This is a genomic window from Kocuria sp. CNJ-770, from assembly GCF_001942375.1.
GTDB lineage: Bacteria > Actinomycetota > Actinomycetes > Actinomycetales > Micrococcaceae > Kocuria > Kocuria oceani.
In genome coordinates this window covers 11741-35174 of sequence record NZ_MKJW01000093.1, presented here as the reverse complement: position 1 = coordinate 35174, position 23434 = coordinate 11741, and the positions used below count along the sequence as shown (strand labels likewise).

Here is a 23434-nt window from a genome sequence, read left to right as displayed (position 1 = left end):
CCCTGCCGCAGGGGGATGAGCGACCAACAGCAGGACACCCGGGAGCCCTCCTTCGGGGACCCGGCCACCACGTCTTGCGGATTCCGCACCCGGATCGGGCTCCGCCCGGTCCGCAGCACGGATCCGTGCCGACCCACGTGAGCGACCTGCGGCGTTCACCAGGAGAGACACCATGAACATCCTCGACCAGCTCGACGCCAAGTCGCTGCGCAGCGACGTCCCCGACTTCCGCCCGGGCGACACCCTCAACGTGCACGTGAACATCGTCGAGGGCAACCGCTCGCGCGTGCAGGTCTTCAAGGGCTTCGTGCTCGGCCGCCAGGGCGCCGGCGTGCACGAGACCTTCACCGTCCGCAAGGTCTCCTTCGGTGTGGGCGTGGAGCGCACCTTCCCGGTGCACTCCCCGGTCATCGACAAGATCGAGGTCCTCACCCGCGGTGACGTCCGTCGCGCGAAGCTGTACTACATGCGCGACCGCCACGGCAAGGCCGCCCGCATCCGCGAGAAGCGGGACAACACCGCCACCAAGCCGAACAAGGCCGGCAAGTCCGGCAAGTCCGGCAAGTCCGGCAAGTAGGACAGCGCACGCTCCCGTGCCCACCGGAACCCGGGCGTGGGACCCGCACACCACCGGGTCCCACGCCGTACGGCGAGAACGCCAGCCCCGCACTCGGGGCTGGCGTTCCGTCGTCCTCGCCCTGCTCGTCGCCGCGCTCGTCGCCGGCGTGCTGCGCGCCTTCGTCGTGGACGTCTACTGGATCGGCTCGGACTCGATGCAGCCGACCGTGCAGCCGGGGGACCGGGTGCTGGTGGGCAAGCTCAGCCACGGCTCGGAGCCCGAGCGCGGCGACCTGGTGGTCTTCGACGGCCGCGGCAGCTTCGCGCCGCTGCGCAGCGAAGACCCCTGGCCGCTCCAGGCCCTGCAGACCGTCGGCCGGTGGACCGGGCTGGCCGGCTCCGACAGCGTCTACCTCAAGCGCGTGCTGGGCACGCCCGGGGACACGGTCTCCTGCTGCGGACCCTCCGGCCGTCTGGTGGTCAACGGCGAGGAGCTCACCGAGGACTACGTCCTGGAGGGGGACCGCCCGAGCGAGGTCGAGTTCACCGCCGTGGTGCCCGAGGGCCGACTCTGGCTCATGGGCGACCACCGCTCGGTGTCGGTCGACTCGCGCAGTCTGCTCGGCGCGCCCGGTGGCGGGCTGGTCCGAGCGGATAAGGTCGTCGGAGAACCTGTTGCTGTCCTCTGGCCCCTGGACCGGGCCGGGCAGCTCTGACGCGATCCGCACGGATCCGGAACCGGGCGCCCGCGGGCGCCCGCCCAGGAAGGACGAGAGCATTGGCCGACAGGACCCCGACCGCCGGTGACGGCGCGCCCCGCGAGAGCCGGGGCGCCACCGGCGACGCCGCCCTTCCCGCCGTGGAGGCCCCCGGCACGCCTCCGACGGCCTCGACCGTGCCGCCGGAGGACTCCGCCGCGGCGGCCGAGGACGCCGACCCCGGCCAGGGGTCCACGGCGCGGCGCGGCCGCCGCTCGCGCGGGAGCCGCTCGCGCAAGCAGCGCCCGGACACGTTCTGGGGCTCGGTCCGGGAGATCGTGCTCGTGCTGGTCTGGGCCGTGCTCATCGCCTTCGTGGTCAAGACCCTGCTGGTGCGGGGCTTCTACATCCCGTCCGGTTCCATGGAGAACACCCTCCAGCTCAACGACCGGATCTTCGTCAACGTCGTCGAACCCACCTTCGGCCCGCTCGAGCGGGGGGACATCGTGGTCTTCGAGGACGCGAAGGGATGGCTGCCCGCCCAGCCCGACAGCGGCGGCGGGCCGGCGGACGCCGTCTACGACGCCCTGGCGTTCGTCGGCGTGCTGCCCGACCGCACCGACCAGCACCTGATCAAGCGCGTCATCGGCGTCGGCGGCGACCGGGTGGTGTGCTGCGACGGCGCGGGGCGGGTCACCGTCAACGGGCAGGCCCTCGAGGAGGACGGCTATCTGTACCCCGGGTCCGCGCCCTCGGACATCCCCTTCGACATCGTCGTCCCGGAGGACCACTACTTCGTGATGGGCGACCACCGCGACGCGTCCGCCGACTCGCGGGTCCACTTCTCGGAGATCGTGGCGGACAGCGCGTTCATCAGCCACGACGACGTCGTCGGAACCGCCTTCGTCATCGCCTGGCCGCTCGACCGCTTCCAGTGGCTGCAGAACCCGGACGACGTCTTCGCCGACATCCCGGCCGGGTCCGCCGGTGGCTCCTGAGCCCCGCACGGCACGACCACCGGCCGCGCACCCGGGCCGGGCCCCCGGCCTCGCGGTCGAGCGTTCCCTCCAGGAGGCCGGTGCCCACCGGGTGGGCGGCATGGACGAGGTCGGCCGCGGCGCCCTGGCCGGCCCGGTCACGGCCGGGGTGGTCGTGCTGCGCCCCGGCACGGCGCGCGGGATCCCTGGCCTGCGGGACAGCAAGCTGCTGAGCCCCGCCCGCCGCGAGGCCCTCGTCCCGCGGATCCGCTCCTGGTGCGCCGCCAGCGGTGTGGGCCACGCCTCCCCGCAGGAGATCGACCGGCTGGGTCTGACGGCCGCGCTGCACCTGGCCGGGCAGCGCGCCCTGGCCGCGGCGACCCGCGGCGGCGCCGCCCCCGACGTCGTGCTCCTGGACGGACGGCACGACTGGCTGACCGCCGACGCGGCCCCGTCCCTCTTCGACCCCGCCGCCGCGGACGAGCCCCTCTGGACCGGGACGGTCGTGACCCGGGTCAAGGCGGACCTGACGTGCGCGAGCGTGGCCGCGGCCAGCGTGCTGGCGAAGGTGGAGCGGGACCGGATCATGCGCGAGCTCTCCGGGGACTGGCCGCAGTACGGTTGGGAGAGCAACAAGGGCTACGGTGCCGCCGGGCACCGTGCGGCTCTCGAGGAGGGCGGTCCCACGCCCCACCACCGGCTGAGCTGGCGGCTGACCCGGCCGGCGACCGCCGCCGGGCCGAGCACGAGCGGAGACGAGACGACATGAGCGCCGAAGAACTCGAGAACTTCGAGACGGACCTGGAGCTGCAGCTCTACCGCGAGTACCGGGACGTGGCCGGGCTGTTCCAGTTCGTGGTGGAGACCGACCGCCGCTTCTATCTGGCCAACTCGGTGCGGATCGACCCGGTGGAGACGCGCAACGGGCTCTACTTCGACGTCGAGCTCAAGGACGCCTGGGTGTGGGACGTCTACCGCTCGGCGCGGTTCGTCAAGCACGTGCGCGTGATGAGCTTCAAGGACGTCAACGTGGAGGAGCTCGCCCACGCGGATCCCTTCTCCGTGCCCGGCGCCGCCGGACCCGCCGCTGGGGACCCCACGACCTCCTGACCCGCCCTGCACACCGCCCAGGGCCCGACTCCTGCCCCGGCCGACGCCGGCCATGCTGGACCCCGGTCCGCGGCGTCCCGGACCGGTGAGGGGGTCAGGTGTCCGGGGGACTGGGAGCGCACGGGGAGCGGCTCGCGGCCGCGCACCTGACGGAGCTGGGCTACCGCGTCCTGGACCGCAACTGGCGTGCGGTGCCCGCCCGGGACGGCCTCCGCGGCGAGGTGGACGTCGTCGCCGAGCAGGGGGAGTGGGTCGTCGCCGTGGAGGTGAAGACCCGCTCGAGCGTCCGTTACGGACACCCTTTCGAGTCCATTACGCGGGCCAAGACGGTGCGCCTGCACCGTCTGGCGGCGGCCTGGGCGAGGGCCCACCACCGCGACCCCGCGATGATCAGGGTCGATGCCGTTGCAATCACTTTTGCACAGGGCGGAGCGCCCGAGATCGAGGTGCTGCAACAGATCCAATAAGACGCGACGCGCCCGGACCCGGCGTGACAGTCTCCCGCGACGTGCCACTGTGGAGGCGTCGAAACCGGGAGAACGTCGGAGGTGCGCCGTGGTCGCTGCGGGACCGCTCATCCCCGCGCGTCGTGCCGCGCTCCTCGCCGCGGCCGTCGCGCTGGCCGCCACGGGCTGCGGCGCGCCGACGGAGGACGAGCCCGAGATCGTCGCGCAGCCGGGGACCGTGACGACCGCCCCGAGCGGACTGACCCCGGGACCCTATGCCCTCACCACGGCGGAGGGCGCTGTGATCTCCTTCGACCTGCCGACCGTGCCCGCCCCGGACGACGCGGTCGAGCGGCTGCGCAAGGACCTGCACGTCGAGCCCGTCACCTACGTCGAGCTGCACATCGACAACACCGAGGGCACGCGCGCCGTGGAGATCGACGACCTGAAGGTGATCAGCCACGAGGGCGGTCAGTTCCCCTTCCAGCCGGCCGCCGAGGTGCTCGGTGAGTGGGATCCCGACCGGTCCCTCGAAGGCGGGTACTGGCGCGCGGACGGCACGCCGCTGGACGCGGCGGAGGGCACGGAGCTGGACGCCCGCACGCACGAGCTCATCGGCCGGTACACCGGATCCGTCCCGGCCGGCACCGAGGGCCGGGAGCTGATGATCGGCGATTTCGAGCGCCTGCCGCTGAGCTTCGACGACGTCGAGCTCTCCCCGTACCCGCACGAGCGGGCCCTGTTACCGGAGCCGGTCGGCCACGGGCCCGTCCAGCGCCAGTACCGTGCGGGGGCCCCGGAGCCTGCCCCGCAGGAGCGCGTCGACGCGCAGCCGGTGCCCGAGGTCCCGGCCCAGCCGGCGGCCCGGCCGGCCGCAGCCCGGCGAGCACGTGGGAGGTCGTCGACCACCCGGACGGGTCCTACGCCCACCCGGACGGCGTGGTCCTGCACATCGGCCACGAGGCCTGGACCGTGGCCCAGGCCAGGGTCCTGCGCGATCGCATCGACGAGGCGCTGGGCCTGCTCGAGTAGGCCCAGCACCACGGATCCGCGGCCGCACCGCGCTCCCCGAGCGCGGCCGTCGCCGCACCGCGCACCGTCCCGGCCGGGCCCGGGAGCGCGGAAGGGCCTCCTTCCCGGGCGGGGAAGGAGGCCCTTCGAACGTGTGGGCCCCGTGGGGCTCGAACTCTGCCAATGGTGCACGCCAGAGCCGGATACCCTGAAAAATTAAGGTTCTAGATCGCTGTCGATAACGCTCAATCACAACGGTTCGTGGGCGAGTGTGGGCAAAATGTGGGCGGCTCGTCATGTGCCAGGGCCGGCCGTCCGGCGCCCGTCTAGATACGTCTTCAGGTCACTGTCCGCGACCCGGTAGGACGTACGACCCTCCCCAAGGTCCACCGCCGGAATCTTGCCGTCTGCGATCATGCGTCTGATGGTTGACGGGTCCTTACCGAGGGAGTCTGCGACTTCCTGCACCGTCCAGTAACGTTCGAGCTCCATGGCGCCAAGCTACAGAGTCCACCCCTGGCCCGGAAGAGTGCCACGTACACACCGTGGACGTCATCGTGCGACTTACCAGTCGTTGATGCCCACTGCCGGCGATCGAGACGTCGGCGCAACATGACAGACTGAGACAGACACGGACACCAGACAGAGACCCGGGAGGTGCTGTCCATGACGACCGCGAACGATGTTGCCGCCTACATCATGCAGAAAGCTGAGGGGTCGATGACGACCATGAAGCTGCAAAAGCTCTGCTACTACAGCCAGGGCTGGCACCTCGCCTGGGACGAGCGCCCCCTGTTCGCAGACCCCATCCAGGCGTGGGCGAACGGCCCTGTGATCTACTCCGTGTTCGACAACCACCGCGGCAAGTTCACCGTGGACGCTTGGCCCTACGGTGACGCCGGCGCCCTCACCCCCGAGGAGAGGGAGACCGTAGATGCCGTGCTCGAGCACTACGGCGACCTCACCGGACAGACGCTCAGTGACATGACACACGAAGAGCGACCCTGGAAGGAAGCCCGCGGGGACCTCCCTCTCGGGGCACGGTGCCAGACGCAACTGTCGCTGGACACCATGCAGGACTACTTCGGCGACCTCGCCTCCGCCCAGTAGATCTACCGCATGGGCGGCAAGAAAAAGCAGGTCCAAGACCAGAGGCAGGGCAAGGCCGGCAAGTCCAAGACGATCGAGCGCACCCCTGAGCCGAACGTCACAGACATGCGGATCCAATGGGACGCCACGCTGTTGGACCATGCCGTATCTTCGGACGACTCTTGCGCCTGGACGTGGGCGGTAGAACCGCACCAACTGCAGGAAGCGTTGCAGTTCCTCTCGGCCCTGCCCCAGAAGACGTGGGGCGAGCTGGAATCGGAGCGGACTGGCGGCCGAGACCGGCACAGGAAGCATCACCAGCAGGATGTGGCCTCTTTGTGCCGTGAGGCACAAGACCGTTTGTACCAGCATCTCGGTGACGACTCTCCGGACACCCTCTTCCGATTTCGATACAACGGCACGGGCAGAATTTGGGGCATTCGCGACCGAGCTCTCTTCCAGATTCTTTGGCTTGACACCGAGCACCAGGTATATCCGACCGAGCGCGGGTGACAGCGTTCGGTGTCCTGTGGCGGATGACCCTGAGGCATCCTAGCGACCAAACGAGGAGTGACACGGTGAGAGTCCCTCGGCCCGGGGATTCCCTAACAACCTGATTTCATAAGACGATGGGAGTCCCCCACGAAAGGACACCCCATGACCCAACCTCTGAGCCACCCCGAGCCCGTTGAACCAGCCTCCACCCAGTACACCGATTGGTCCGGCACCGTCGCAGCCGACGACGCGGACGGCCTGATCGGACGGGATTCCCTTTACAAGCTGCTCGACCTGGAGCAGGGACGACACAGCATTGTCGGTTTTGACTTCGGTGTAACCGAGGGCGCTGGCTCCTGGCACATCAGCGTGCTCGTCGCGGACACGAAAGCTCTCGGCGTCGACAAGTTCAACGACTGGGCCTCTTACGTCGAAAAGCACGGACACATCCCTGTCACCGAGTACGCCCTGCCCTGGGACACGTCGTTTGAAGAGTTCATGAAGGCGACCTTCAAGCGGTTCAACGTCGTGCTGGCCCGCGACTCAATGGGCCAGCAGGAGTACCCCCTTGCTGTCACAGCGAGGGGCCAGCTGCCATTCGGCAGCCTCCCCGCGGACCAATAGGTTCACCGGACACGGCAGATACCCCCGGACCGCTATGGTTCGGGGGTATCTGCATCAGAACGAGGTTATGCCCGCGTTGCCACCACAACCGTCCTGCGTTGCTGAGAGGTCACGGTGTAGGTGTTGCCGATGACTTCAATCCACGCGCCGAAGTGCCTGCGCTCGAACAGATGCTCCTTCGCCCAGGCGTGGACGGCCTCGGACCACTCCCCCACCCCGGGCCACACCTTGGGATCGAAGCGCACCACCCACTCGGGGACTTCCACCGCCTCGGAGTCTCGTCGGCGCCTAGCCATTGGACACCTCCCGCAGCCGCGCCCCTTCCCCGGCGGCACTGTGGCCCTCGTCGGCCGGCAAGCGCAGCTCCCGCAGCAGCCGGGAGAGCAGAAGCCGCTGCTGGCGCTGCTCCACGACCGCCGGGTGCGTGCGCAGCCCTTGCGAGGAGGAGGCCATGAAGCCCTTAGCCTCTACGATCTCCTCCAGCTGCTCCACGATGTGCAGCACCCGGCACGCCTCGCCCAGCACCACCAGCTCCGCGTCCGTAAGCTCGTACTCGCGCACCGTGCGGCGCCACAGCTCCCGGGACTTCTCCCCCAGGCCCCGCGGTGCCCGCGGTGGCTCTTGCTGTTCAGCCATTCTTTCTCCCATCGAATCTGTTGCCCGTCACGGTGATGTACCGTCCCCGGCTGTACCGCTCCACGTGTAGCCCGTTCTCCACCCGCCTGCTCCCGGGCCCGGCTGGGCCGCGGTGCCACACGTGCAGGCCGCGTCCGCTGGGCGAGACCTCCACGTAGAACACGCCCGAGGTCGCCGCGATCAGTTCCCCCACCTCGGCGGCCGGCGTGCCGTGCTCGTCGAGCACGTCGTCCAGGTCGATGCACGAGATGTCGTCACCGCCGGTGAGCACGAAGCCCACCTGCTCCCCGTGGGTGGCTCGGGCGGCCGTGAAGCTGTTCCACCCGGCCGTGTCCGTCACATCCAGGGACCGCCCGGTAGCGTCCACCGGCACCTTGGACGGCTTGCCCCGCCGGCCGCGGTACTCCCAGCCCACCCATCGGTCTACGGACCGCAAACAGGCCGGTATCTGCTGCTGCGCCGACTTCTGACGAGACAAGGCCTTGCGGCACCGTGGCGAGCACGTCCGGGCGTGGGCGCGGCGGAGATTGATCGGCTCCCCGCAGTGCTCACACGTCCTGTTCATGCCCTCATTCTACCGCCCGTGTCACACTTTCTCCGCGATATCTCCGGGCTTTGGGCCAGATGTCGTGCACGAGTGCTCAGATCGATGCGACTACAGACGGCGATCTCAGCCCCGACCGTCCCGAAGGGCCGACCCGCACCCCCGAACCGGCGCCAGTGCCCCACAGCACCACCAGAACAGCCCCCACAGGCACCCCAAGACCCCGCGAAGGGCCAAGCTCCACAGGACCCCTCGGAGAGGACGGCGCTATGCCGGAGGGACGCCGGGCGAGGGGTACCCCCGGGGTAAGGGGCCCCTCCCTGTCCGGACAAGACACCCCCACCCGGATATGGTTCCGGCCCCGCCACTGGTGGGTGACGGGGCCGGCTGTTGGTGGTCGATCAGCGGGCGAAGGAACCTGCCTTTCCGCGGGGGCCGATGGATTCAATCAGGTCCTTGATCCGCTGTGTTTCGTCGTGGTCTGCGACCTGCTGGGCGTGCGTGTATCGGGCCATCACCGCGCTCTGTGCACTACCACCGTCATGCGGCTCGGTCGCGGCCGTGGCACTGTCCCACAAGGCCAGCGCGTCCTGCGGATCGTGGACGGCGAGCAGGTCCTCGTGGATCAGCCAGGTCAGCCAGGCGTCGACAGTGGTGCGGTCGGGGTGGACGGTGACACCGGAGTAGGACGCGGGGAACCGGGACGCGGGGGCTCCGGCCGCCCATTGCCGCATGTCCTGCGCCCAGGGGCTGCCCTGTGTGCTGCGGTAGAGCCTGGTTGCATCACCGCGTCGGGCGGTGAACCACGGGTGAGCCATGGGGTCCGCGATGAATGCGGCCGGCAGTAGCCAGGTGCGCTGTTGCTGGTTGGCGGCGGTGTGGGTGACATCGGAGTAGACCCGGGTGAGGGCGTGGAACTCGGTGGTGGCCTCTCGCATGGTGTTCCATGCCTCGTGCCGGCCGGTGTTGAGGGCTTCCTCGGCGGTGGCGGGGATCCTGCCGAGGGCGCGCACCCGGTCTCCAATGGCTTCCACGCGGGTGCGGATTTCGTGCACGGCGTCGAGCATTACGGCCTGTTCGATCTGTTCGAGGTGGTGCTCGGCCAGGGACGCGGCCCGCAGGAGGGACTCCCCGGCGTTGCCTCGGGCCTTCACTTCGTCCATCCGGCGCTGATGTTCGGTGAGCAGGGCGGTGAAGTCCGGTTCGGGCTTGAGGGCTTCGGCGGCCAGGGCTGCGGTGAGCTCCTGTTCGAACTGCCGGGGCAGGTCTCCGGTCGGCTCGGCCAGGGCTTCGCGCTTGAGGGTCTCCCAGGCGCGGAGCGTGGCGGCGTACTCGGGGACGGCGGCGGTGTGGATCTCGCGGAACAGGCTGTTGCGGGCGGTCATGGTGTTCTCCTATCGGGTGGTGGTGCGAGTGAGGTTGAAGTTGTTGCCCGGTTGGGCGAGGAACTTCTCGGCCTTGGCGCGACCGGCGGCCGTACCGGAGGTTGTTGGGGGCGGGCCCTCGGGGTTGTCCGCGGGGCGGGGGCCGGGCTTGCCTGCCAACTGCCGTTGGGCTTTGGCTCGGCCGGCGGCCATGCCGGTGGCCTTCGTGCGGTCGGTCATTTCTGCTCCCTTTCGTAGGTTTCGAGGATGTCGATCAGCGCGTCCGAGATCTCAGTGATCCTGTCCTGCGGGATGAAGACACCGGCTCGGCTGTTGTAGATCAGAACCCCGCGGGAGGCTTTATCGGTGTGCCGGTTCCACACCCAAGGGCGGGCGTGCGGTTTCTTGCTCATGCGGACTGCTCTCCTTCATTGCGGCGCCAGAGGTTGTCGTGGGCATATTCGGCGAGTCGGGCAATCGACTTGATTTCCCGTGGGGATGCCTCGGGGATCGTGTCGGTAACGGTGATGCCGTATCGATCACGGATGGTTTGCCGCAGTTGCTCCGGTGGGCCGTTCAGCACCCAGGAGTCCGGCAAAGCGAGGGCTTTCATGGTTTGCTGCTGCACCCGGATGGTGCCGACTGGCTCGCCGGTTCCTGTCTCTCGGGCGACGGCGTGCCCGTGCCCGGTGAGGGTCATGAACGCCACTGCCGCAATATCGGCGTGGGCCTCCTCGGAGTAGCCGAGTGGGAGCCCCCACCGGCCGGCATGTTCCATCGGGTAGGCGAAGTAGTCGATGACGGTGCGTACCGAATCGCACATCCGGTAACCACAGGCGCATTCGGGGTTGTGCTGGGGTGATAACCCGTGATTCCGCACGTGGTTCAGAAAGCCCTGCTGCAGGCCTGCACATTGGGATTTGATGGACGTCGTTCCTCTGGGGAAGTTGAGCACTTCCCCGCTGGCGTGGACGGTGACCAGCTTTGTGCCGGGCACTGGTTGCCGGAGGTTCCACACTTGTCCCTGACGGATCGACTGGTAGTAATCGATCGGGTCTTCCGGGTGTCGGAGCCCCGGGTCCTCGTCGTAGCCGTGTTGCGCACGGGCGTAATCCCGTTGCATCTCGGCCTCTTTCTGCTTCCGGAGAGTTTCCAGAACCCGCTGCGCTAGGGCATTCACCTTCTCTTCGCTCATCCCGAACCACTGATCACTCATGCCGCCGCCCTCCCCGCAGCTTGTGCTCTGCGGAGGCTCATGCGGCGGGCGGTGGTCAGGCCTCCCCAGGTGCCGGCGGGCTCTTGGTAGGTGAGCGCGTACTCGGCGCACTGCTCGAGGACTGGGCATCGGTGGCACTGGTCAACGGCGAAGTCCTGCTGCTGGCGGTCCTCGGCGATCCATGCGGCGCTGTCAGGGCCACGGCACGGTATCTCCACCCCGGAGTGCTGGCGGTCCTCGATGTGGGCGAGCAGGCGCCCGTGGGCTTCGTCGAGGGTGGTCATTCGGGTCTCCCGTCTCCGTAGGCGTTGAACTTCTGCTTCTCGTGGGCTTCCATCTGCTCGGCGGCGTCCACGATCTGGTCAGCGAGCTCCCACGCGTTTTCCAAGGGGACCCAGATGGCCTGCCTCATGCTCGTGTGGATCAGCACGCCCGGCTGGTATCTGCCGGTGAAGGGCTTCCCACCGCGGGGAAGGGCTTGGGACCAGAAGGGGCGGCGTTCCATCACCACTCCCCCTCTCCGGACAGGCTGTCCGCTGTGTCCGTTGTGTCCGTTTCGCGGAAATCGGACCCGTCGAGGGTGTCCGCTTCTTCACTTCGGACACTTCGGACACTTCGGACAGGGGTGTACAGGCCGCGTCCGATCTTGGCGATGCGCCCGGCATCGGCTGCTCGGCGGAGGTAGCGGCCGCACTTGTCGGCGTCCCATCCGAGCATCACGGCGAGGTCCCCGGCCTTCGTGCCCTCCGGGTACTGACTCACCTTGGCGACGAGCTCAGCCATCGGATCTCCCACGTTCTTCGTGGCTTCCCGCTGCCGGGCCTCCTCGGCGGCTTCCATCAGCGACGTCCCATCGAGGGACCATGTGCCGGTATCCGAGTGGAACGTCACCGCGTACTCGCCCTCGGCCGCGTCACGGGAGGTGACTTGCAGCGTCCCGCCGGCGTCGTGCCTGTTGCGGGTCAGGACGAGGATTGTGTCCGCCCCGCCGGTGAGGCCCTGCGTGCCGCTGGTGGCCTGTGTGAAGTCCTCCGCACCCTGTTTTCGCGTGTGGTGCACGGCCATGAGCGCGGCTCCGGGATAGGCGCCCACGAGGTCCCGCAGGCCGCCGCTGACGGAGTAGTCGGCGTGGTAGGCAGACTGGCCCATCCGCGCTGGGGGCATCACCTTGCCGAGCGTGTCGAGGATGACCAGCGGCCCGTCCTCGGCGTGCCGGTCCAGGAAGGAACCGATGGTGCTCAGCACCGGCCCGTCGAGCGTGGTGAGGAACGTGATGTTCCCGGGAAGGTCAGCGACTCCCATGTTGCGCAGGCGGCGCTGCAGTCGCTTCGGTCCGTCCTCCAGTGCCAGGTACAGCACCGGGGCCTGTCGCACTGGGATGGTTCCGAACGCGTCCCCGCCTGTCGCGGTGGCCACGGCGAGGCCTAGGACCATCCAGCTCTTCCCGATCTTCGGGGCTGCTACCAGAAGTGAGAAACCTTCCGGAATAAGCCCGTCCACGACATAGCGAGTCGGGGGGAAATTCTGGGCCATCAACCACGAGCCGGTGAATGCCCCGTCAAGGGGATCCGGTGCCGTAGCGGTCTCCATGAAGTCACTCATGCGTCCTCCTTTCGATTCTCAAGCGGCGGGATGGGCCGCGGGGTGGCTTTCTCGTCTTCGGCGAGGTAGCTCAGGAAGTCAGCGGCGACGTGCTCGGAGCGGGCGTGCAGCTGGTCGACGGCGTCCTGCCGGCCGACCCGGTGCCCCCACCGGTAGAGATGGACGGCCACCGGGTCAGCGCGTAGCAGGGCGTCGATGGCGGTCTGCTGCGCGGTTTCCGGGGACATGAGCCGTGGTGGGCTGGTGGTGAGCCCGGCGGCGGGTGTGTCCGCCGCCGGGCGGGAGTTGGGTTGGGTACTCAAGGGGTCTTCTCCTTCTGAACGTCCACAGGCGATGCGTGGGGGTTCAGGCGCGGGCGCGCTCAGAGGGAGATGCCCGGTCCTGCCATAGTGAGTACTTCCGGGGCGGGTCCACTGAGGCCGGCCGCCGCGATGGCGACGAGGTGCGCGGTGGTGAGGATGACGGCGACTGCGGTGCGCTGGACGATCACTCTCACAGGGCACCGCCCTCGAGCTGCTCGGCGCGGCGGATGAACTGACCGAACTCGGAGTAGGCGGTCTTCAGATCCTCGAGCGTGTACTCGCGGTTTCTGTCAGTGACGTCCAGGGTGTAGGTGTGACCCTTGCCCGGCTCCCAATAGGCGCCGATCGAGAGTGTGGCCTCGACGTCGATGCCGTGGTGCTGCCAGAGGGTCACGGGGCCTTCGTCGTCAGAGAAGCCTGTAGCCGGGGTGAAGCCTGCGGGGGCGGTGGTGCTGGCGGTAGAATCGTTGATAGACACGGGGGTGTCCTTCCGTTGATCTAGCGGATGGTCCTGGCGGTCCCGGTGCGCGTCTTGGCGGATGAAGCACCGGGGCCGTTTTCCTTTTGCTGCCGCAGGACGTTTCCTACAGCTCGTTCGCCCGTTGGATCTGAGTAGCTGATCACCCGGGCGAGGTCTGGGTTTTCACTGCAGTCCCCTCGGCGGACGCGGTGGGCGAGCCGTCGAGCTTGGGACACTGAGAGGTGCTGCCCCTTGACCTGTGCTGCCGTGAGAAGGTCCTTCACCAGGTCCGTTTTTGGGCGTGTTCCAGTTGGGACTGTGAGCATCTGTTTTCCCTTTCGGGGAGCTCGGCCCGTCTCGTCTAACCAGGCCGTAGGGGTGGTGCTGGGGGTGCTTAGGCGGCGCCGGTGATGGTGCGTGTGTTGGCGGTGAGCCATTCCTCCACGCTGCTCCACCGGTAGAGGACCCTGCGCCCTGCCTTGATGAACGCCGGCCCTGTGCCGCGGTAGCGATGCTGGGCGAGCGATCCGACCGTGATGCCTAGGTACTCGGCGACGTCTTCGGGCTTCGCGAGCTGTTCTCCCACTTCAATCTCCTCCCTTCTGATCATCAAATGTGATGACCTGTGAACTACAGTAGAGATGATGGCGAAGGGTGTCAAGTCCTCAGAAGCGAGGATATGAGGACTTGTCTATGCTGACCTCTATGACACGCACTGTGCCTGACGTGATAGGGCAGAACGTTCGACAGATTCGTGAGCGCCGTGGGTTGACGCTGGACGACATAGCACGAGAGTCGCGGGAGTATGGGCTCCGGTGGAACACTGGCAGGGTGTCCCGCATTGAGCGCGGCGATGGTGCTGTAACGATGGAGACGCTGCTGGTCCTGGCGTTGGTGCTGTCGGAACTCACTGGTGAATCTGTCACTCCGGCCGTTTTGCTCGACGCATCTGAACCTATCGAGATCGCACCCCAGGCGACCCTGCGGCCAGGCGTCGTCCGCGAAGTGCTAGAGGGGCGGAACGCCGGGTTGTTCGTCGGTGATCTAGTCGACGGGGAAAAGCTCATCCAGGAAGCAGTTGGACGCCTTCAAGACCGGATGGGCGCATACCGGAACGTCATGGGCCCTGGATTCGATACGGAACGGGTCAATGAAGCACAGGCTGCATGGTCCCTGGCGGACGAGCGAGCTGCCCGAAAGTTGGGAGTGGCCAATGCGGAATTCTTGGCGTGGTCGGTCCGCCTGTGGGGACACACCATGTCGGCCGAAGTCGAGAAGCGCGCCGAACCGGGTGCGTCCCCACAGAAAAAGGGGCGGATCACCCGGGTACTGCTGGACGAACTACGGCAGGCCGTGAACCGTGGCGACGATTGAGGGCTACGACACCAAGGCTGGCAAGCGATACCGGGTCAGGTACCGGACGCCGGACCGCCGGCAGACCGACAAACGCGGCTTCAAAACCAAGCGAGACGCGGAACGGTTCGCCCGATCGGTCGAGGTGTCCAAGGACCGCGGAGAGTGGATCGACCCTGCGGACGCACGGGCCACGATCGGGGAGCTCGGCGCCGCATGGATCGAGAACAGGACCAACCTGAAGCCGTCCACGTTCCGGTCCGTAGAGTCAGCCTGGCGGATCCATGTAGAGCCAAGGTGGGGCCACTCCGTCGTCTCCGAAGTGCGGTTCTCGGACGTCGAGGCATGGGTGGGAGGGCTGGCCCGGGAGAGGTCCCCCAGCACCGTCCTGCGCGCCCACGGGGTACTGCTCTCCATCCTCGAGGGCGCTGTCCGTGACCGGCGTGTCCTGTCGAATCCCGCGGCTGGGGTGGCGCTCCCCCGGAAGCAACGCAAGGCGCACCTCTACCTGTCCCACGAACAGCTGCACGCCTTGGCCGGCGCATCGAAGCACCGGACGCTGCTGCTCGTCCTCGGGTACACCGGCCTGCGGTGGGGTGAGGCAGTCGGGTTGCGAGTTCGGGACGTGGACCTGCCCCGGAGGCGGTTGAACATCGAGCGGAACGCCGTCGAGGTCGGTTCTCGAATCGAGGTCGGCACACCGAAGTCCCACAAGCGGCGGACGGTGCCGTTCCCGGACTTCCTGGCATCCCTGCTTGCCGAACAGGTCGAGGGTAAGGGTCCGGAAGACCTAGTGTTCCCTGGTCCGTCAGGCGGATTCCTGCGGCGCCCAAAGCTCTCCGAGGCAGTGCAGGACGGCGAGGACGGGCGCAAGCGCTCCGGCGACGGGCACAGCTGGTTCTCCGCTGCGCTCAGGGATGCGGAACTCGGGCACATGACCCTGCACGATCTCCGGCACACGGCAGCATCGCTGGCAGTGTCCGCCGGCGCGAACGTCAAGGCAGTGCAGCGGATGCTCGGGCACGCCTCGGCCGCGATGACGCTGGACGTGTACGCGGACCTCTTCGAAGACGACCTGGACGCCGTGGCGACCGCCCTAGATCACGCTGCTTCTCGGGCGGGTGTGGGCAAAATGTGGTCAGGCAACGACCCCAAGGCATGAGATAACCCCCCGAATCGCCGGTATATCAACGATCCAGGGGGTTCCCCTCAGGTGGGCCCCGTGGGGCTCGAACCCACGACCCATGGATTAAAAGTCCACTGCTCTACCAACTGAGCTAGAGGCCCGCGCCCGGTCGGCGGGCACGGGGTGCGGCCGGTCCGGAGCGGGCACCACTCTACCGCAAGGTCCCCGTGCGCCCGGAACCCCACCCCGCCCGGGAAGTGCCGGCGGGCGCCCCGGCGCGCCCGCCTAGAGTGGTCGTGAGCACCGTGCACACCGACCCGACCGGAGGAGACCGCCCGTGCCGCAGCCGAGCACCGAGGAAGAAGAGCGCGCCGAGACGGGACTGTTCGGCCCCTCGGCCGTCACCGCGTACCTCGAGCAGGTGGTGGAGCAGCTGCGCGACGAGCGCGGCGGCGCCCCCAGCTCCTCCATCCCGGCCCTCGCGGAGGCGGACCCGGAGCGCTTCGGCATCGTCATCGCCACCGCGGACGGCCACGTGTACGAGGCCGGCAGCACGCAGGACGAGTTCAGCCTCCAGTCGATCTCCAAGGCCTTCACCTACGCCCTGGCCCTGCACGATCTGGGGGCGGAGGCCGTGCACGCGAAGATGGACGTGGAGCCCAGCGGGGACGCCTACAACGAGATCTCGCTCCAGCCCGGCACCGGGCGCCCGGCCAACCCCATGATCAACGCCGGGGCGATCGCCTCGACGTGGCTGGTCCCGGACAGCGACCGCGACCTGCGCCGGGACCGGATCCGCGAGGCCTACTCCCGCTGCGCGGGCCGGGACCTGGCCATCAGCCCCGAGGTGCTCGCCCAGGAGCACGACGCCGGGGACCGCAACCGGGCCCTGGGCTACCTGCTGGCCTCCGCCGGGATCATCGAGGGCGACCCCGCGCAGGCGCTCGAGGACTACTTCGCCCAGTGCTCCGTGCTGGTCACCTGCCGCGACCTCGCCCTGATGGGCGCCACCCTCGCCAACGCGGGCACCAACCCGCTCACCGGTGAGGAGGTCTTCGACGCCGAGACCGTGTCCCGGGTCCTGTCCGTCATGAGCTCCTGCGGGATGTACGACGACGCCGGCGAGTGGATGGTGCGGGTGGGACTGCCCGCCAAGTCCGGGGTGGGCGGGGGCATCATCGCCGTCCTGCCGGGCGAGCTGGCGGTGGCGACCTTCTCCCCCGCCCTGGACCGGCACGGCAACAGCGTGCGCGGGGTGCTCGCGTGCGAGCGGCTCTCCCAGGACCTCGACCTGCACTTCACGCACACCGCCCGGGTGGCCCGGTCCACGGTGCGGGCCAGCTACCCGATCGACCAGTCCCCGTCCCTGGTGCGGCGCAACGCCGACGCCGAGGCCGTGCTGGCCGAGCACGGGACGGACGCCGTCGTCGTCGAGCTGCAGGGCGACCTGCTGTTCACGGGCACGGAGACGGCGATCCGCACCGTCCGCGACGTCGCCTACGACGCCTCCTACGTGGTGGTGGACCTGCGCCGGGTGGACGTCATCGCCGACTACGCGATGCCGATGCTGGCCCGGACCCGGCAGGAGCTGCACGCGGCCGGGCGCACCGTGGTGGTGGTCGCCGGAAATCCCGACTTCGGCCGCTCCTTCCGGGGCGATCCGCCGCTGGAGGTCTTCCCGAGCCGTGCTGCGGCCATCAAGTGGGTCGAGGACGCGCTGCTCGAGGAGCACGGCGGGCCGGAGTGCACCCCGTCCCGGGTCAAGCCCGTCGAGTCGGAGCTGTTCTCCCGGCTGGAGCCCGCGGACGCCCGCGCGCTGCGCGTCCGCACCGTGGAGCGCACGTGGGCGGCCGGGGAGAACATCCTGCGCACCGGCCAGAACTTCGCCGGCATCCACCTCATCGTGAGCGGGGACGTGTCGATGTCCCTGCGCACGCCGTCCGGGGAGCGCGTGGAGCTGCAGGTGCTGGGCCCCGGCATGAGCTTCGGCGAGCTCGCCCTGGGCACCGGCGACAAGCAGCACGCGACCCTCAGCGCGGTCACCGACGTCACCGCCCGGGTCCTGTCCCCGCAGACGCTCGCGGAGCTCGAGCAGGAGGACCCGGCGCTGGGGCTGCGGCTGTGGAAGGCGCTGGCCCGGGACGGCTTCGAGCGGGCGGACCAGCAGTGGCGGGACGCGGCGGTGCACGCCTCGGCCAGCGACTGGTGAGCGCTCCGTGGCCCGGCGGGAACCGCGGCCGTACCCTGGACGCATGAGCGACGTCCCCCGCCACCACAAGCCGGTGAAGTTCTCCCCCGAGCAGTTCGACGCCCACGAGGGCGGCCCGGACCCGGCCCGGGTCTCGGAGGCGGCGCACCTCGCCGCCCACGCCCTGGTCTCCCGGGGGCGGGCCAGCGACGACCCGGAGATCAGCCGCCGGCTCATCGAGCTGACCGACGAGCAGGGCCTGGAGGGCATCGCCGAGATGTGGGCGGAGGCCCCGGCGGTCTCGCTCCCCGGGGCGCTGTGGCGGCTCTACGCCCTGCGCGCCGGGGTGCGGAAGGACCCCGTGCGGATGGGCCGGTACTTCGCCGCGGGGCGGGGCACCGCCCAGGTCTCCCACGTGGTCGCCGGCGTGGCGGAGCCTCCCGGGGCCGAGGAGATCACCACGATGGCGGACGCCATCCTCTCCGGGGCGTTCAACGGCGAGTTCGACGTCGCCCTGGACCGGTTCGCGGCCTTCTGCCGCGTGATCGCCCTGGGCCGGATCCGGCTGGCCGACACGGGGCAGCTGCCGGTCCTGCACGAGCACGCGCCCCGGGGACCGAGCACCGTGGCCCTGACCCAGCGCCTCGAGCGCACCGCGGAGGAGCTGGAGGCCTCGGCCAACGCCTGGCGCCGCGGGCACCTGGACTGAGATCCCGGCCACCCCCGGCCGTGCGGGAGGCCACAGCCGCCGGGCTTGGCCTGCGGGGCACGTGGACTACCATGGACTGCAGGTGCCGGGCCGCGGCAGCCCCGGGCTCCATCTCATAGCCGCCACGAGCGGCCTTCCGCCGAGAGGCGCTCCCGGTCCGGCACCGCCCCCTTCCCTCCTCCCCCGCCGCCCGCGGGCCGCGGGGCGTTCGACTGTGCCGTGTACAGTGAAGCCCGCCGTGCTCCGCGGCGCCGGCCCCGACGCCCAGGATGGTCACCAGATGGCGCTTCGCATCTTCCCGGAGGACGAACTGGTCCTGGACCTGCTGGCCGACATGTCGGGACAGGTGACGGAGTCCGTCCGCCTCCTGTCGGAGCTGATCGGGTCCCCCGAGGTGGACGTCGCGACCCTCGACGCGATCCGGGAGTGCGAGGCCCGCTCCACCGACCTCTACTTCTCCGTGATGACCACGGTGCGCTCCACGTTCGTGATCCCCGTCCCCCGGCAGGACGTCTACGTGCTGGGGCACTGGCTCAACAAGGCCGCCGAGGAGCTCCTGGCCGTGGCCGAGGCGCACGTCGCCCACGGACTCACCCGGCCGCCCTCGTACGCCACCGACCAGCTCGGGGTGATCGTGCGCATGTCCGAGCTGACCACCCGTGCCATGCGCGACCTCGCCGGCCTGCAGGGCCTCGACGACTACTGGTACGAGATGCTGCGCCTGGGCAAGCAGGCGGAGCGGATCCACCAGCTGCACATGGCCCATCTGCTGGAGCACCACAAGGCGATCCCGGCCCTGCGCCGGCAGCAGTCCGTCCAGCGCTTCGTGGAGGCGGCCCGGGCGCTGGTGCGCGTGTCCACCGAGGTGGGCCGCATCGTCGTGGCGGAGTCCTGAGCCGCGGTGCTGGTGCTGCTCACGGTCCTGGGCCTGGTCCTCGCCGCCGTCCACGTGGTGGTCAACGGTTTTCACGACGCCCCCAACGCCCTCGCGCTGCCGGTCCGCTCCCGGGCGCTGACCCCCAAGATCGGGCTGGTGCTGAGCGCCCTGGTGAACGCGGCCGGGGTCTTCACGGCCGGCTGGCTCCTGACCGACTGGATCATCCCGGCCACCCCCGTGCCGCTGAACACGGTGGGCTCGGCGGCGCTGGTGTGCGCCCTGGCGAGCACGATCGCCTGGAACGTCTTCACCTGGTGGCTGGGCATGCCGTCCTCCTCGACCACCGCGCTGCTGGGCGGGCTGCTCGGGGCGCTGCTGGGGGCCCGGGCCGTGGACCTGACCGAGCAGGACCCCCTGACCGGGGAGGTGCTGTCCCAGCTCGCCGTCCCGCTCCTGGTGGCCCCCCTGCTGGCCTACGGGCTGGCCTGGGCGCTGGTGGTCCCGCTGCTGCACCTGCTGCGCCACTCCGAGCCCTCGACCACCACCTTCCGCTCCCAGGTGGCCCAGGCCACCGGCGCCGCGGCCATCGCCTTCGGCCACGGGCTCACCCACGGGCGGCGGGCCGTCTGGGTGTTCACCACGCTGCTGCTCTGCGCCGGCCTGCCCGTCTCGGCGCAGGGCCGCGAACCGTGGATCCTGGTCCTCGTCGCGGTGGGGCTGGCCGTGGGGACCCTGTTCGGGGCCTGGCGGATCGCCTACACGCTGTCCTCCCGGATGGTCACCATCGACCCGTTCCGCGGGGCTGTGGCCCAGGGCGTGGCGGGCTCCCTGCTGTTCCTCGGCGGGACGCTCATCCCGGTGGCGATGTCGACCTCCCAGACGGCCGCCGCGGCGATCCTCGGGGCCGGGCGGCAGCAGCGCTTCCACACGGTCAACGTCCGCGTGGTGCGGCGGGTGGTCCTCGTGTGGGTCGTGACGGTCCCGGTCTGCGGGGTCGTCTCGGCCACGCTGCTGCTGGCGCTCTCGCCCCTGCTGTAGCGCGCCCGCGGCCGGGCCGTCCCCACACCCTCCGCCGACGACGACGGGCGCCTCCCCCGGTGGGGGCGGCGCCCGTCGTCGTCGGCGCGTCGGCTCAGCCGAAGCGGCCGGAGACGTAGTCCTCGGTCTGCTGCTGCTTCGGGTTGGAGAAGATCTCCGAGGTGGGGCCGTACTCGATGAGCTTGCCGGGCTTGCCGGTGCCCTGGATGTTGAAGAACGCCGTCCGGTCCGAGATGCGGGAGGCCTGCTGCATGTTGTGGGTCACGATCACCACGGTGTAGTCCTGCTTGAGCTCGTTGATCAGGTCCTCGATCGCCAGGGTGGAGATCGGGTCCAGGGCGGATGCCGGCTCGTCCATGAGGATCACGTCCGGCTTCACCGCGATCGCCCGGGCGATGCACAGGCGCTGCTGCTGGCCGCCGGAGAGGCTGGAACCCGGCTTGTCGAGGCGGTCCTTGACCTCGTTCCACAGGTTGGCGCCCTGCAGGGAGCTCTCCACCAGCGCGTCGGCGTCCCCCCGGGAGATCCGCTTGCTGTTCAGCTTCACGCCCGCGAGCACGTTGTCCCGGATGGACATGGTGGGGAAGGGGTTCGGGCGCTGGAAGACCATGCCGATCATGGAGCGCACCACGACCGGGTCCACGCCCTGGCCGTAGAGGTCGTCGCCGTCGAGGAGCACCTGGCCCTCCGCGCGGGCACCGGGGATCACCTCGTGCATGCGGTTGAGGGTACGCAGGAAGGTCGACTTGCCGCAGCCGGACGGACCGATGAAGGCGGTCACCGACCGGGCGTCGATCCCCATGCTCACGTCCTCCACGGCCAGGAAATCGCCGTAGTAGACGTTCAGGTGGTCGACGTCGATTCGCTTGGACATGGTGTGTTCCTTGCTCTTTTCTTCGCAGAGGTGTGTGCAGAGGTGTGTGCGGAGCTCAGCGGCCGGCGGTCTTGGGGGCGAACGCCCGGGCCACGAGACGGGCCACGAGGTTGAGCAGCATCACGATCAGGATCAGGATCAGCGCCGCCGCCCACGCCCGCTGCTGTGAGGGGTCGGGGCTCGTGGGGGACGTGGGGGTCATGATCTGGTAGTAGATGAACGTCGGCAGGGTGGTCATCCATCCCGAGAAGGAGTTCCAGTTGATGGCCGTGGCGAATCCGGCGGTGACCAGCAGCGGGGCGGTCTCGCCGATCACGCGGGCGATCGCCAGCGTCACCCCGGACGCGATCCCGGAGATCGCGGTGGGGATGACGACCTTGAGAATGGTCCGCCACTTGCGCACGCCCAGGGCGTAGGCGGCCTCGCGCAGCTCGTTGGGGACGATCTTCAGCATCTCCTCGGTGTTCTTCACCACCGTGGGGATCATGAGCACGGTCAGGGCCACCGCCGCCACGAAGCCGAAGCGGGTGGACGGGCCGAGCAGCAGGCCGAACAGGGCCGCGGCGAACAGGCCGGCCACGATCGAGGGAATGCCGGTCATGACGTCGACGAAGAACGTGATGCTCTTGCCGAGCCAGCCGCCCTTCGAGTACTCGACGAGGTAGATGGCGGTCAGGAGCCCGATCGGCACCGACAGGAGGGTGGCCCAGAACGTGATCGAGACCGTCCCGACGATGGCGTGGTACGCCCCGCCCAGCACCGGGCTCTCCCCCGCGGCGGCGGCGTTGTCCGTGGCGCCGGTGACACCGTTCATGGACGTCAGCAGCAGGTTCGAGGTCAGACCGGGCAGCCCGTTGGCCAGCACCGTCCAGACCACGGAGATCAGCGGGATCACGGCCAGCACGAACGCCGTGTAGACCAGGTAGGTCATCAGGGAGTCCGCGCCGTTGCGCGGGCCCTCGACCGCCGTCACGGCGACCGGTGCGGCGATCAGGAACACCACGGCGGCCAGGACAGCCCACAGGGCCACGGAGAAGCCGAACAGCGCCGCGAGGGCCGCGCCCACCACCACGGCGGCCGCACCGATCGCGGGCACCAGCCATCCGGGCTTCTGGTTGCGGGTGAGCGTCGACCGGCGCGGCGAGGACGGACGCACGGGAGCGGGGTTGCGGAGGGCGGTGTTGAACATCAGTTGGCTCCCGAGAATTCCTTGTAGCGGGCGACGATGGCGCGGGCGATCATGTTCACGACCAGGGTGATCACGAACAGGATCAGGCCGGCCGCGATGAGCTCGGACAGGCGGAGGCCGTAGGCCTCCGGGAAGTTCAGGGCGATCTCCGCAGCAATGGTCTGGTTGCCGGACTGGACCAGGGACGTGGTGAGCGGGCCGCTGGAGAGCACCAGGCCACCGCCATGGTCTCCCCGAGGGCCCGGCCCAGCGCGAGCATCACGGCCGAGACGATGCCCGGACGGCGAACGGGAGCACCGTCATCCGGATCATCTCCCAGCGGGTGGCGCCGAGGGCCAGTGCGGCCTCCTCGTGCAGCTTGGGCGTCTGGACGAACAGCTCGCGCGACATCGCCGTGATGATCGGCAGGATCATGATCGCCAGCACCACACCGGCCGTGAGCATCGTCTTGCCGGTCTGGGAGGCGGGCCGGCGAAGAAGGGGATGAACCCCAGGTTGCCGGAGAGCCAGGCGTAGAAGGGCACCATCGACGAGGCGAGCACCGTGGTGCCCCAGGCCCCGTAGATCACCGAGGGGATCGCCGCCAGCAGGTCGATGACGTAGCCCACGGGCTTGGCGATCCGCGCCGGCGCGTAGTGGGAGATGTACAGCGCCACAAGCACCCCGATCGGGGTCGCGATCACCAGGGCGATGACGGCGGCCACCACGGTGCCGATGACCATGGGCCAGATGTAGGACCAGAAGCCGGCGCCGCCGGAGACGTCCTCCGCGGGCGCCTGGAAGGTGGGCAGCGCCTGCAGGAACAGGAACAGGGCCACGGCGGCGAGGACCGCGAGGATCAGCACGCCGGCCCCGAGGCTGAGCCCGGAGAAGATCGAGTCGCCGGCCCTGCCGCCGGAGGCGGTCTTCCTGGCGGTGACGGTGGTGGACATGTCGGGTGCCCCTTCG

The 23434-nt window shown here is 69.4% G+C and carries 33 protein-coding genes, 1 tRNA gene and 1 pseudogene; 16 read left to right on the top strand and 19 right to left on the bottom strand.

All coding sequences use genetic code 11. From position 1 onward, the window contains the following. The first annotated feature begins 172 nt into the window (after positions 1-172). The 7 genes from rplS (at position 173) to BJF77_RS09565 (ending at position 5020) form a co-directional block, all read left to right on the top strand. Entirely contained in the window at positions 173-577 is a 405-nt protein-coding gene (rplS, locus tag BJF77_RS09595) for a 50S ribosomal protein L19 (RefSeq protein ID WP_075872019.1), read from the top strand. 16 nt (positions 578-593) lie between these two features. After that, positions 594-1274, top strand: a complete 681-nt coding sequence (gene lepB / locus BJF77_RS09590) for a signal peptidase I (RefSeq protein WP_075872018.1) — start codon at positions 594-596, stop codon at positions 1272-1274. Positions 1275-1336: 62 nt separating this feature from the next. Continuing rightward, positions 1337-2254, top strand: a complete 918-nt coding sequence (lepB, locus tag BJF77_RS09585) for a signal peptidase I (protein ID WP_238986144.1) — start codon at positions 1337-1339, stop codon at positions 2252-2254. After that, the gene (locus BJF77_RS09580) at positions 2244-3002 is read left to right on the top strand and encodes a ribonuclease HII (RefSeq protein WP_075872017.1); all 759 of its coding nucleotides are present in this window, start codon (positions 2244-2246) and stop codon (positions 3000-3002) included. Before lepB (BJF77_RS09585) ends, BJF77_RS09580 begins: the two co-directional genes overlap by 11 nt. Next, the gene (locus BJF77_RS09575) at positions 2999-3343 is read left to right on the top strand and encodes a DUF2469 domain-containing protein (protein ID WP_047805206.1); all 345 of its coding nucleotides are present in this window, start codon (positions 2999-3001) and stop codon (positions 3341-3343) included. Before BJF77_RS09580 ends, BJF77_RS09575 begins: the two co-directional genes overlap by 4 nt. A gap of 98 nt (positions 3344-3441) precedes the next feature. Beyond that, entirely contained in the window at positions 3442-3810 is a 369-nt protein-coding gene (locus BJF77_RS09570) for a YraN family protein (protein WP_075872016.1), read from the top strand. Between the two features lie 88 nt (positions 3811-3898). Continuing rightward, a complete protein-coding gene (locus tag BJF77_RS09565; protein ID WP_075872015.1) occupies positions 3899-5020 on the top strand; it encodes a hypothetical protein in 1122 nt (373 codons plus the stop codon). Between the two features lie 74 nt (positions 5021-5094). On the opposite strand, the gene BJF77_RS22610 is transcribed toward BJF77_RS09565, so the two are convergent. Further along, positions 5095-5292, bottom strand: a complete 198-nt coding sequence (locus tag BJF77_RS22610) for a helix-turn-helix domain-containing protein (protein WP_075872014.1) — start codon at positions 5290-5292, stop codon at positions 5095-5097. Positions 5293-5520: 228 nt separating this feature from the next. Here BJF77_RS22610 and BJF77_RS09555 point away from each other — a divergent pair, with 228 nt between their 5' ends. The 3 genes from BJF77_RS09555 (at position 5521) to BJF77_RS09545 (ending at position 7008) form a co-directional block, all read left to right on the top strand. After that, positions 5521-5910, top strand: a complete 390-nt coding sequence (locus BJF77_RS09555) for a Panacea domain-containing protein (RefSeq protein ID WP_255396205.1) — start codon at positions 5521-5523, stop codon at positions 5908-5910. Positions 5911-5919: 9 nt separating this feature from the next. Further along, positions 5920-6402 (top strand): hypothetical protein, encoded by a 483-nt coding sequence (locus tag BJF77_RS09550; protein ID WP_075872012.1) that lies wholly within the window; start codon positions 5920-5922, stop codon positions 6400-6402. Between the two features lie 144 nt (positions 6403-6546). Next, the gene (locus BJF77_RS09545; protein WP_075872011.1) at positions 6547-7008 is read left to right on the top strand and encodes a hypothetical protein; all 462 of its coding nucleotides are present in this window, start codon (positions 6547-6549) and stop codon (positions 7006-7008) included. 65 nt (positions 7009-7073) lie between these two features. Here BJF77_RS09545 and BJF77_RS09540 read toward each other — a convergent pair whose 3' ends face one another. The 14 genes from BJF77_RS09540 to BJF77_RS09490 form a co-directional block, all read right to left on the bottom strand. Further along, positions 7074-7274, bottom strand: a complete 201-nt coding sequence (locus tag BJF77_RS09540) for a hypothetical protein (RefSeq protein WP_075872010.1) — start codon at positions 7272-7274, stop codon at positions 7074-7076. A 22-nt stretch (positions 7275-7296) separates the two neighbouring features. Beyond that, complete coding sequence (locus BJF77_RS09535) at positions 7297-7644, bottom strand: hypothetical protein (RefSeq protein WP_075872009.1); 348 nt, start codon at positions 7642-7644, stop codon at positions 7297-7299. Next, complete coding sequence (locus BJF77_RS09530; RefSeq protein WP_075872008.1) at positions 7637-8209, bottom strand: hypothetical protein; 573 nt, start codon at positions 8207-8209, stop codon at positions 7637-7639. Before BJF77_RS09530 ends, BJF77_RS09535 begins: the two co-directional genes overlap by 8 nt. A 380-nt stretch (positions 8210-8589) precedes the next feature. Beyond that, entirely contained in the window at positions 8590-9573 is a 984-nt protein-coding gene (locus BJF77_RS09525) for a hypothetical protein (protein WP_075872007.1), read from the bottom strand. A 9-nt stretch (positions 9574-9582) separates the two neighbouring features. Beyond that, complete coding sequence (locus tag BJF77_RS20030; RefSeq protein ID WP_139318509.1) at positions 9583-9792, bottom strand: hypothetical protein; 210 nt, start codon at positions 9790-9792, stop codon at positions 9583-9585. Next, positions 9789-9965 carry a hypothetical protein gene (locus BJF77_RS20540; RefSeq protein ID WP_158041222.1) on the bottom strand — a complete coding sequence of 59 codons (177 nt, stop codon included), beginning with the start codon at positions 9963-9965 and terminating at the stop codon, positions 9789-9791. The genes BJF77_RS20030 and BJF77_RS20540 overlap by 4 nt, the downstream gene beginning before the upstream one ends. Continuing rightward, positions 9962-10768, bottom strand: a complete 807-nt coding sequence (locus BJF77_RS09520; protein WP_075872006.1) for a hypothetical protein — start codon at positions 10766-10768, stop codon at positions 9962-9964. The genes BJF77_RS20540 and BJF77_RS09520 overlap by 4 nt, the downstream gene beginning before the upstream one ends. Then, entirely contained in the window at positions 10765-11052 is a 288-nt protein-coding gene (locus BJF77_RS09515) for a WhiB family transcriptional regulator (protein WP_083665070.1), read from the bottom strand. Before BJF77_RS09515 ends, BJF77_RS09520 begins: the two co-directional genes overlap by 4 nt. Next, positions 11049-11180 carry a hypothetical protein gene (locus BJF77_RS21630; protein WP_255396204.1) on the bottom strand — a complete coding sequence of 44 codons (132 nt, stop codon included), beginning with the start codon at positions 11178-11180 and terminating at the stop codon, positions 11049-11051. Before BJF77_RS21630 ends, BJF77_RS09515 begins: the two co-directional genes overlap by 4 nt. 92 nt (positions 11181-11272) lie before the next feature. Next, on the bottom strand, positions 11273-12370 hold the full coding sequence (locus BJF77_RS09505) for an AAA family ATPase (protein ID WP_075872004.1): 1098 nt from the start codon (positions 12368-12370) through the stop codon (positions 11273-11275). Further along, on the bottom strand, positions 12367-12672 hold the full coding sequence (locus BJF77_RS09500) for a hypothetical protein (protein WP_075872003.1): 306 nt from the start codon (positions 12670-12672) through the stop codon (positions 12367-12369). Before BJF77_RS09500 ends, BJF77_RS09505 begins: the two co-directional genes overlap by 4 nt. A gap of 59 nt (positions 12673-12731) precedes the next feature. Beyond that, the gene (locus tag BJF77_RS21625; protein WP_255396203.1) at positions 12732-12866 is read right to left on the bottom strand and encodes a hypothetical protein; all 135 of its coding nucleotides are present in this window, start codon (positions 12864-12866) and stop codon (positions 12732-12734) included. Next, entirely contained in the window at positions 12863-13150 is a 288-nt protein-coding gene (locus BJF77_RS09495) for a hypothetical protein (RefSeq protein ID WP_139318508.1), read from the bottom strand. The genes BJF77_RS21625 and BJF77_RS09495 overlap by 4 nt, the downstream gene beginning before the upstream one ends. Positions 13151-13526: 376 nt before the next feature. Continuing rightward, on the bottom strand, positions 13527-13718 hold the full coding sequence (locus BJF77_RS09490; protein WP_255396202.1) for an AlpA family transcriptional regulator: 192 nt from the start codon (positions 13716-13718) through the stop codon (positions 13527-13529). A 245-nt stretch (positions 13719-13963) separates the two neighbouring features. On the opposite strand from BJF77_RS09490, the gene BJF77_RS09485 reads away from it, so the two are divergent. Both BJF77_RS09485 and BJF77_RS09480 read left to right on the top strand, forming a co-directional pair. Then, complete coding sequence (locus BJF77_RS09485) at positions 13964-14506, top strand: hypothetical protein (RefSeq protein ID WP_369821385.1); 543 nt, start codon at positions 13964-13966, stop codon at positions 14504-14506. Beyond that, positions 14493-15647, top strand: a complete 1155-nt coding sequence (locus BJF77_RS09480) for a site-specific integrase (protein ID WP_075871999.1) — start codon at positions 14493-14495, stop codon at positions 15645-15647. The genes BJF77_RS09485 and BJF77_RS09480 overlap by 14 nt, the downstream gene beginning before the upstream one ends. Positions 15648-15699: 52 nt before the next feature. Here BJF77_RS09480 and BJF77_RS09475 read toward each other — a convergent pair. Next, a tRNA-Lys gene (locus tag BJF77_RS09475) sits at positions 15700-15772 on the bottom strand. Between the two features lie 176 nt (positions 15773-15948). Here BJF77_RS09475 and glsA point away from each other — a divergent pair. The 4 genes from glsA to BJF77_RS09455 all read left to right on the top strand — a co-directional run bounded on the left by glsA (position 15949) and on the right by BJF77_RS09455 (position 20423). Then, on the top strand, positions 15949-17820 hold the full coding sequence (gene glsA, locus BJF77_RS09470) for a glutaminase A (protein ID WP_083665069.1): 1872 nt from the start codon (positions 15949-15951) through the stop codon (positions 17818-17820). A 43-nt stretch (positions 17821-17863) separates the two neighbouring features. Continuing rightward, complete coding sequence (locus BJF77_RS09465; protein WP_047805255.1) at positions 17864-18508, top strand: hypothetical protein; 645 nt, start codon at positions 17864-17866, stop codon at positions 18506-18508. A 280-nt stretch (positions 18509-18788) separates the two neighbouring features. After that, positions 18789-19403, top strand: a complete 615-nt coding sequence (locus BJF77_RS09460) for a DUF47 domain-containing protein (protein WP_047805254.1) — start codon at positions 18789-18791, stop codon at positions 19401-19403. Positions 19404-19409: 6 nt separating this feature from the next. Further along, positions 19410-20423: an inorganic phosphate transporter gene (locus BJF77_RS09455; protein ID WP_075871998.1), complete on the top strand. Its 1014-nt coding sequence runs from the start codon at positions 19410-19412 to the stop codon at positions 20421-20423. Between the two features lie 94 nt (positions 20424-20517). Here BJF77_RS09455 and pstB read toward each other — a convergent pair whose 3' ends face one another. The 3 genes and pseudogenes from pstB to pstC form a co-directional block, all read right to left on the bottom strand. Beyond that, complete coding sequence (gene pstB / locus BJF77_RS09450) at positions 20518-21297, bottom strand: phosphate ABC transporter ATP-binding protein PstB (RefSeq protein ID WP_047805252.1); 780 nt, start codon at positions 21295-21297, stop codon at positions 20518-20520. Positions 21298-21352: 55 nt separating this feature from the next. After that, entirely contained in the window at positions 21353-22486 is a 1134-nt protein-coding gene (pstA, locus tag BJF77_RS09445) for a phosphate ABC transporter permease PstA (RefSeq protein ID WP_075871997.1), read from the bottom strand. After that, positions 22486-23418: pseudogene (gene pstC / locus BJF77_RS09440) on the bottom strand (phosphate ABC transporter permease subunit PstC). Before pstC ends, pstA begins: the two are co-directional and overlap by 1 nt. Positions 23419-23434 lie beyond the last annotated feature (16 nt).

Coding starts and splice junctions, on each gene's coding strand:
- rplS (WP_075872019.1), top strand. CDS start 173: ATGAACATCCTCGACCAGCTCGACGCCAAGTCGCTGCGCAGCGACGTC.
- BJF77_RS09575 (WP_047805206.1), top strand. CDS start 2,999: ATGAGCGCCGAAGAACTCGAGAACTTCGAGACGGACCTGGAGCTGCAG.
- BJF77_RS22610 (WP_075872014.1), bottom strand. CDS start 5,292: ATGGAGCTCGAACGTTACTGGACGGTGCAGGAAGTCGCAGACTCCCTC.
- BJF77_RS09555 (WP_255396205.1), top strand. CDS start 5,521: ATGACGACCATGAAGCTGCAAAAGCTCTGCTACTACAGCCAGGGCTGG.
- BJF77_RS09550 (WP_075872012.1), top strand. CDS start 5,920: ATGGGCGGCAAGAAAAAGCAGGTCCAAGACCAGAGGCAGGGCAAGGCC.
- BJF77_RS09545 (WP_075872011.1), top strand. CDS start 6,547: ATGACCCAACCTCTGAGCCACCCCGAGCCCGTTGAACCAGCCTCCACC.
- BJF77_RS09535 (WP_075872009.1), bottom strand. CDS start 7,644: ATGGCTGAACAGCAAGAGCCACCGCGGGCACCGCGGGGCCTGGGGGAG.
- BJF77_RS09530 (WP_075872008.1), bottom strand. CDS start 8,209: ATGAACAGGACGTGTGAGCACTGCGGGGAGCCGATCAATCTCCGCCGC.
- BJF77_RS09525 (WP_075872007.1), bottom strand. CDS start 9,573: ATGACCGCCCGCAACAGCCTGTTCCGCGAGATCCACACCGCCGCCGTC.
- BJF77_RS20030 (WP_139318509.1), bottom strand. CDS start 9,792: ATGACCGACCGCACGAAGGCCACCGGCATGGCCGCCGGCCGAGCCAAA.
- BJF77_RS20540 (WP_158041222.1), bottom strand. CDS start 9,965: ATGAGCAAGAAACCGCACGCCCGCCCTTGGGTGTGGAACCGGCACACC.
- BJF77_RS09520 (WP_075872006.1), bottom strand. CDS start 10,768: ATGAGTGATCAGTGGTTCGGGATGAGCGAAGAGAAGGTGAATGCCCTA.
- BJF77_RS09515 (WP_083665070.1), bottom strand. CDS start 11,052: ATGACCACCCTCGACGAAGCCCACGGGCGCCTGCTCGCCCACATCGAG.
- BJF77_RS21630 (WP_255396204.1), bottom strand. CDS start 11,180: ATGAGGCAGGCCATCTGGGTCCCCTTGGAAAACGCGTGGGAGCTCGCT.
- BJF77_RS09505 (WP_075872004.1), bottom strand. CDS start 12,370: ATGAGTGACTTCATGGAGACCGCTACGGCACCGGATCCCCTTGACGGG.
- BJF77_RS09465 (WP_047805255.1), top strand. CDS start 17,864: ATGAGCGACGTCCCCCGCCACCACAAGCCGGTGAAGTTCTCCCCCGAG.
- BJF77_RS09460 (WP_047805254.1), top strand. CDS start 18,789: ATGGCGCTTCGCATCTTCCCGGAGGACGAACTGGTCCTGGACCTGCTG.
- pstB (WP_047805252.1), bottom strand. CDS start 21,297: ATGTCCAAGCGAATCGACGTCGACCACCTGAACGTCTACTACGGCGAT.
- pstA (WP_075871997.1), bottom strand. CDS start 22,486: ATGTTCAACACCGCCCTCCGCAACCCCGCTCCCGTGCGTCCGTCCTCG.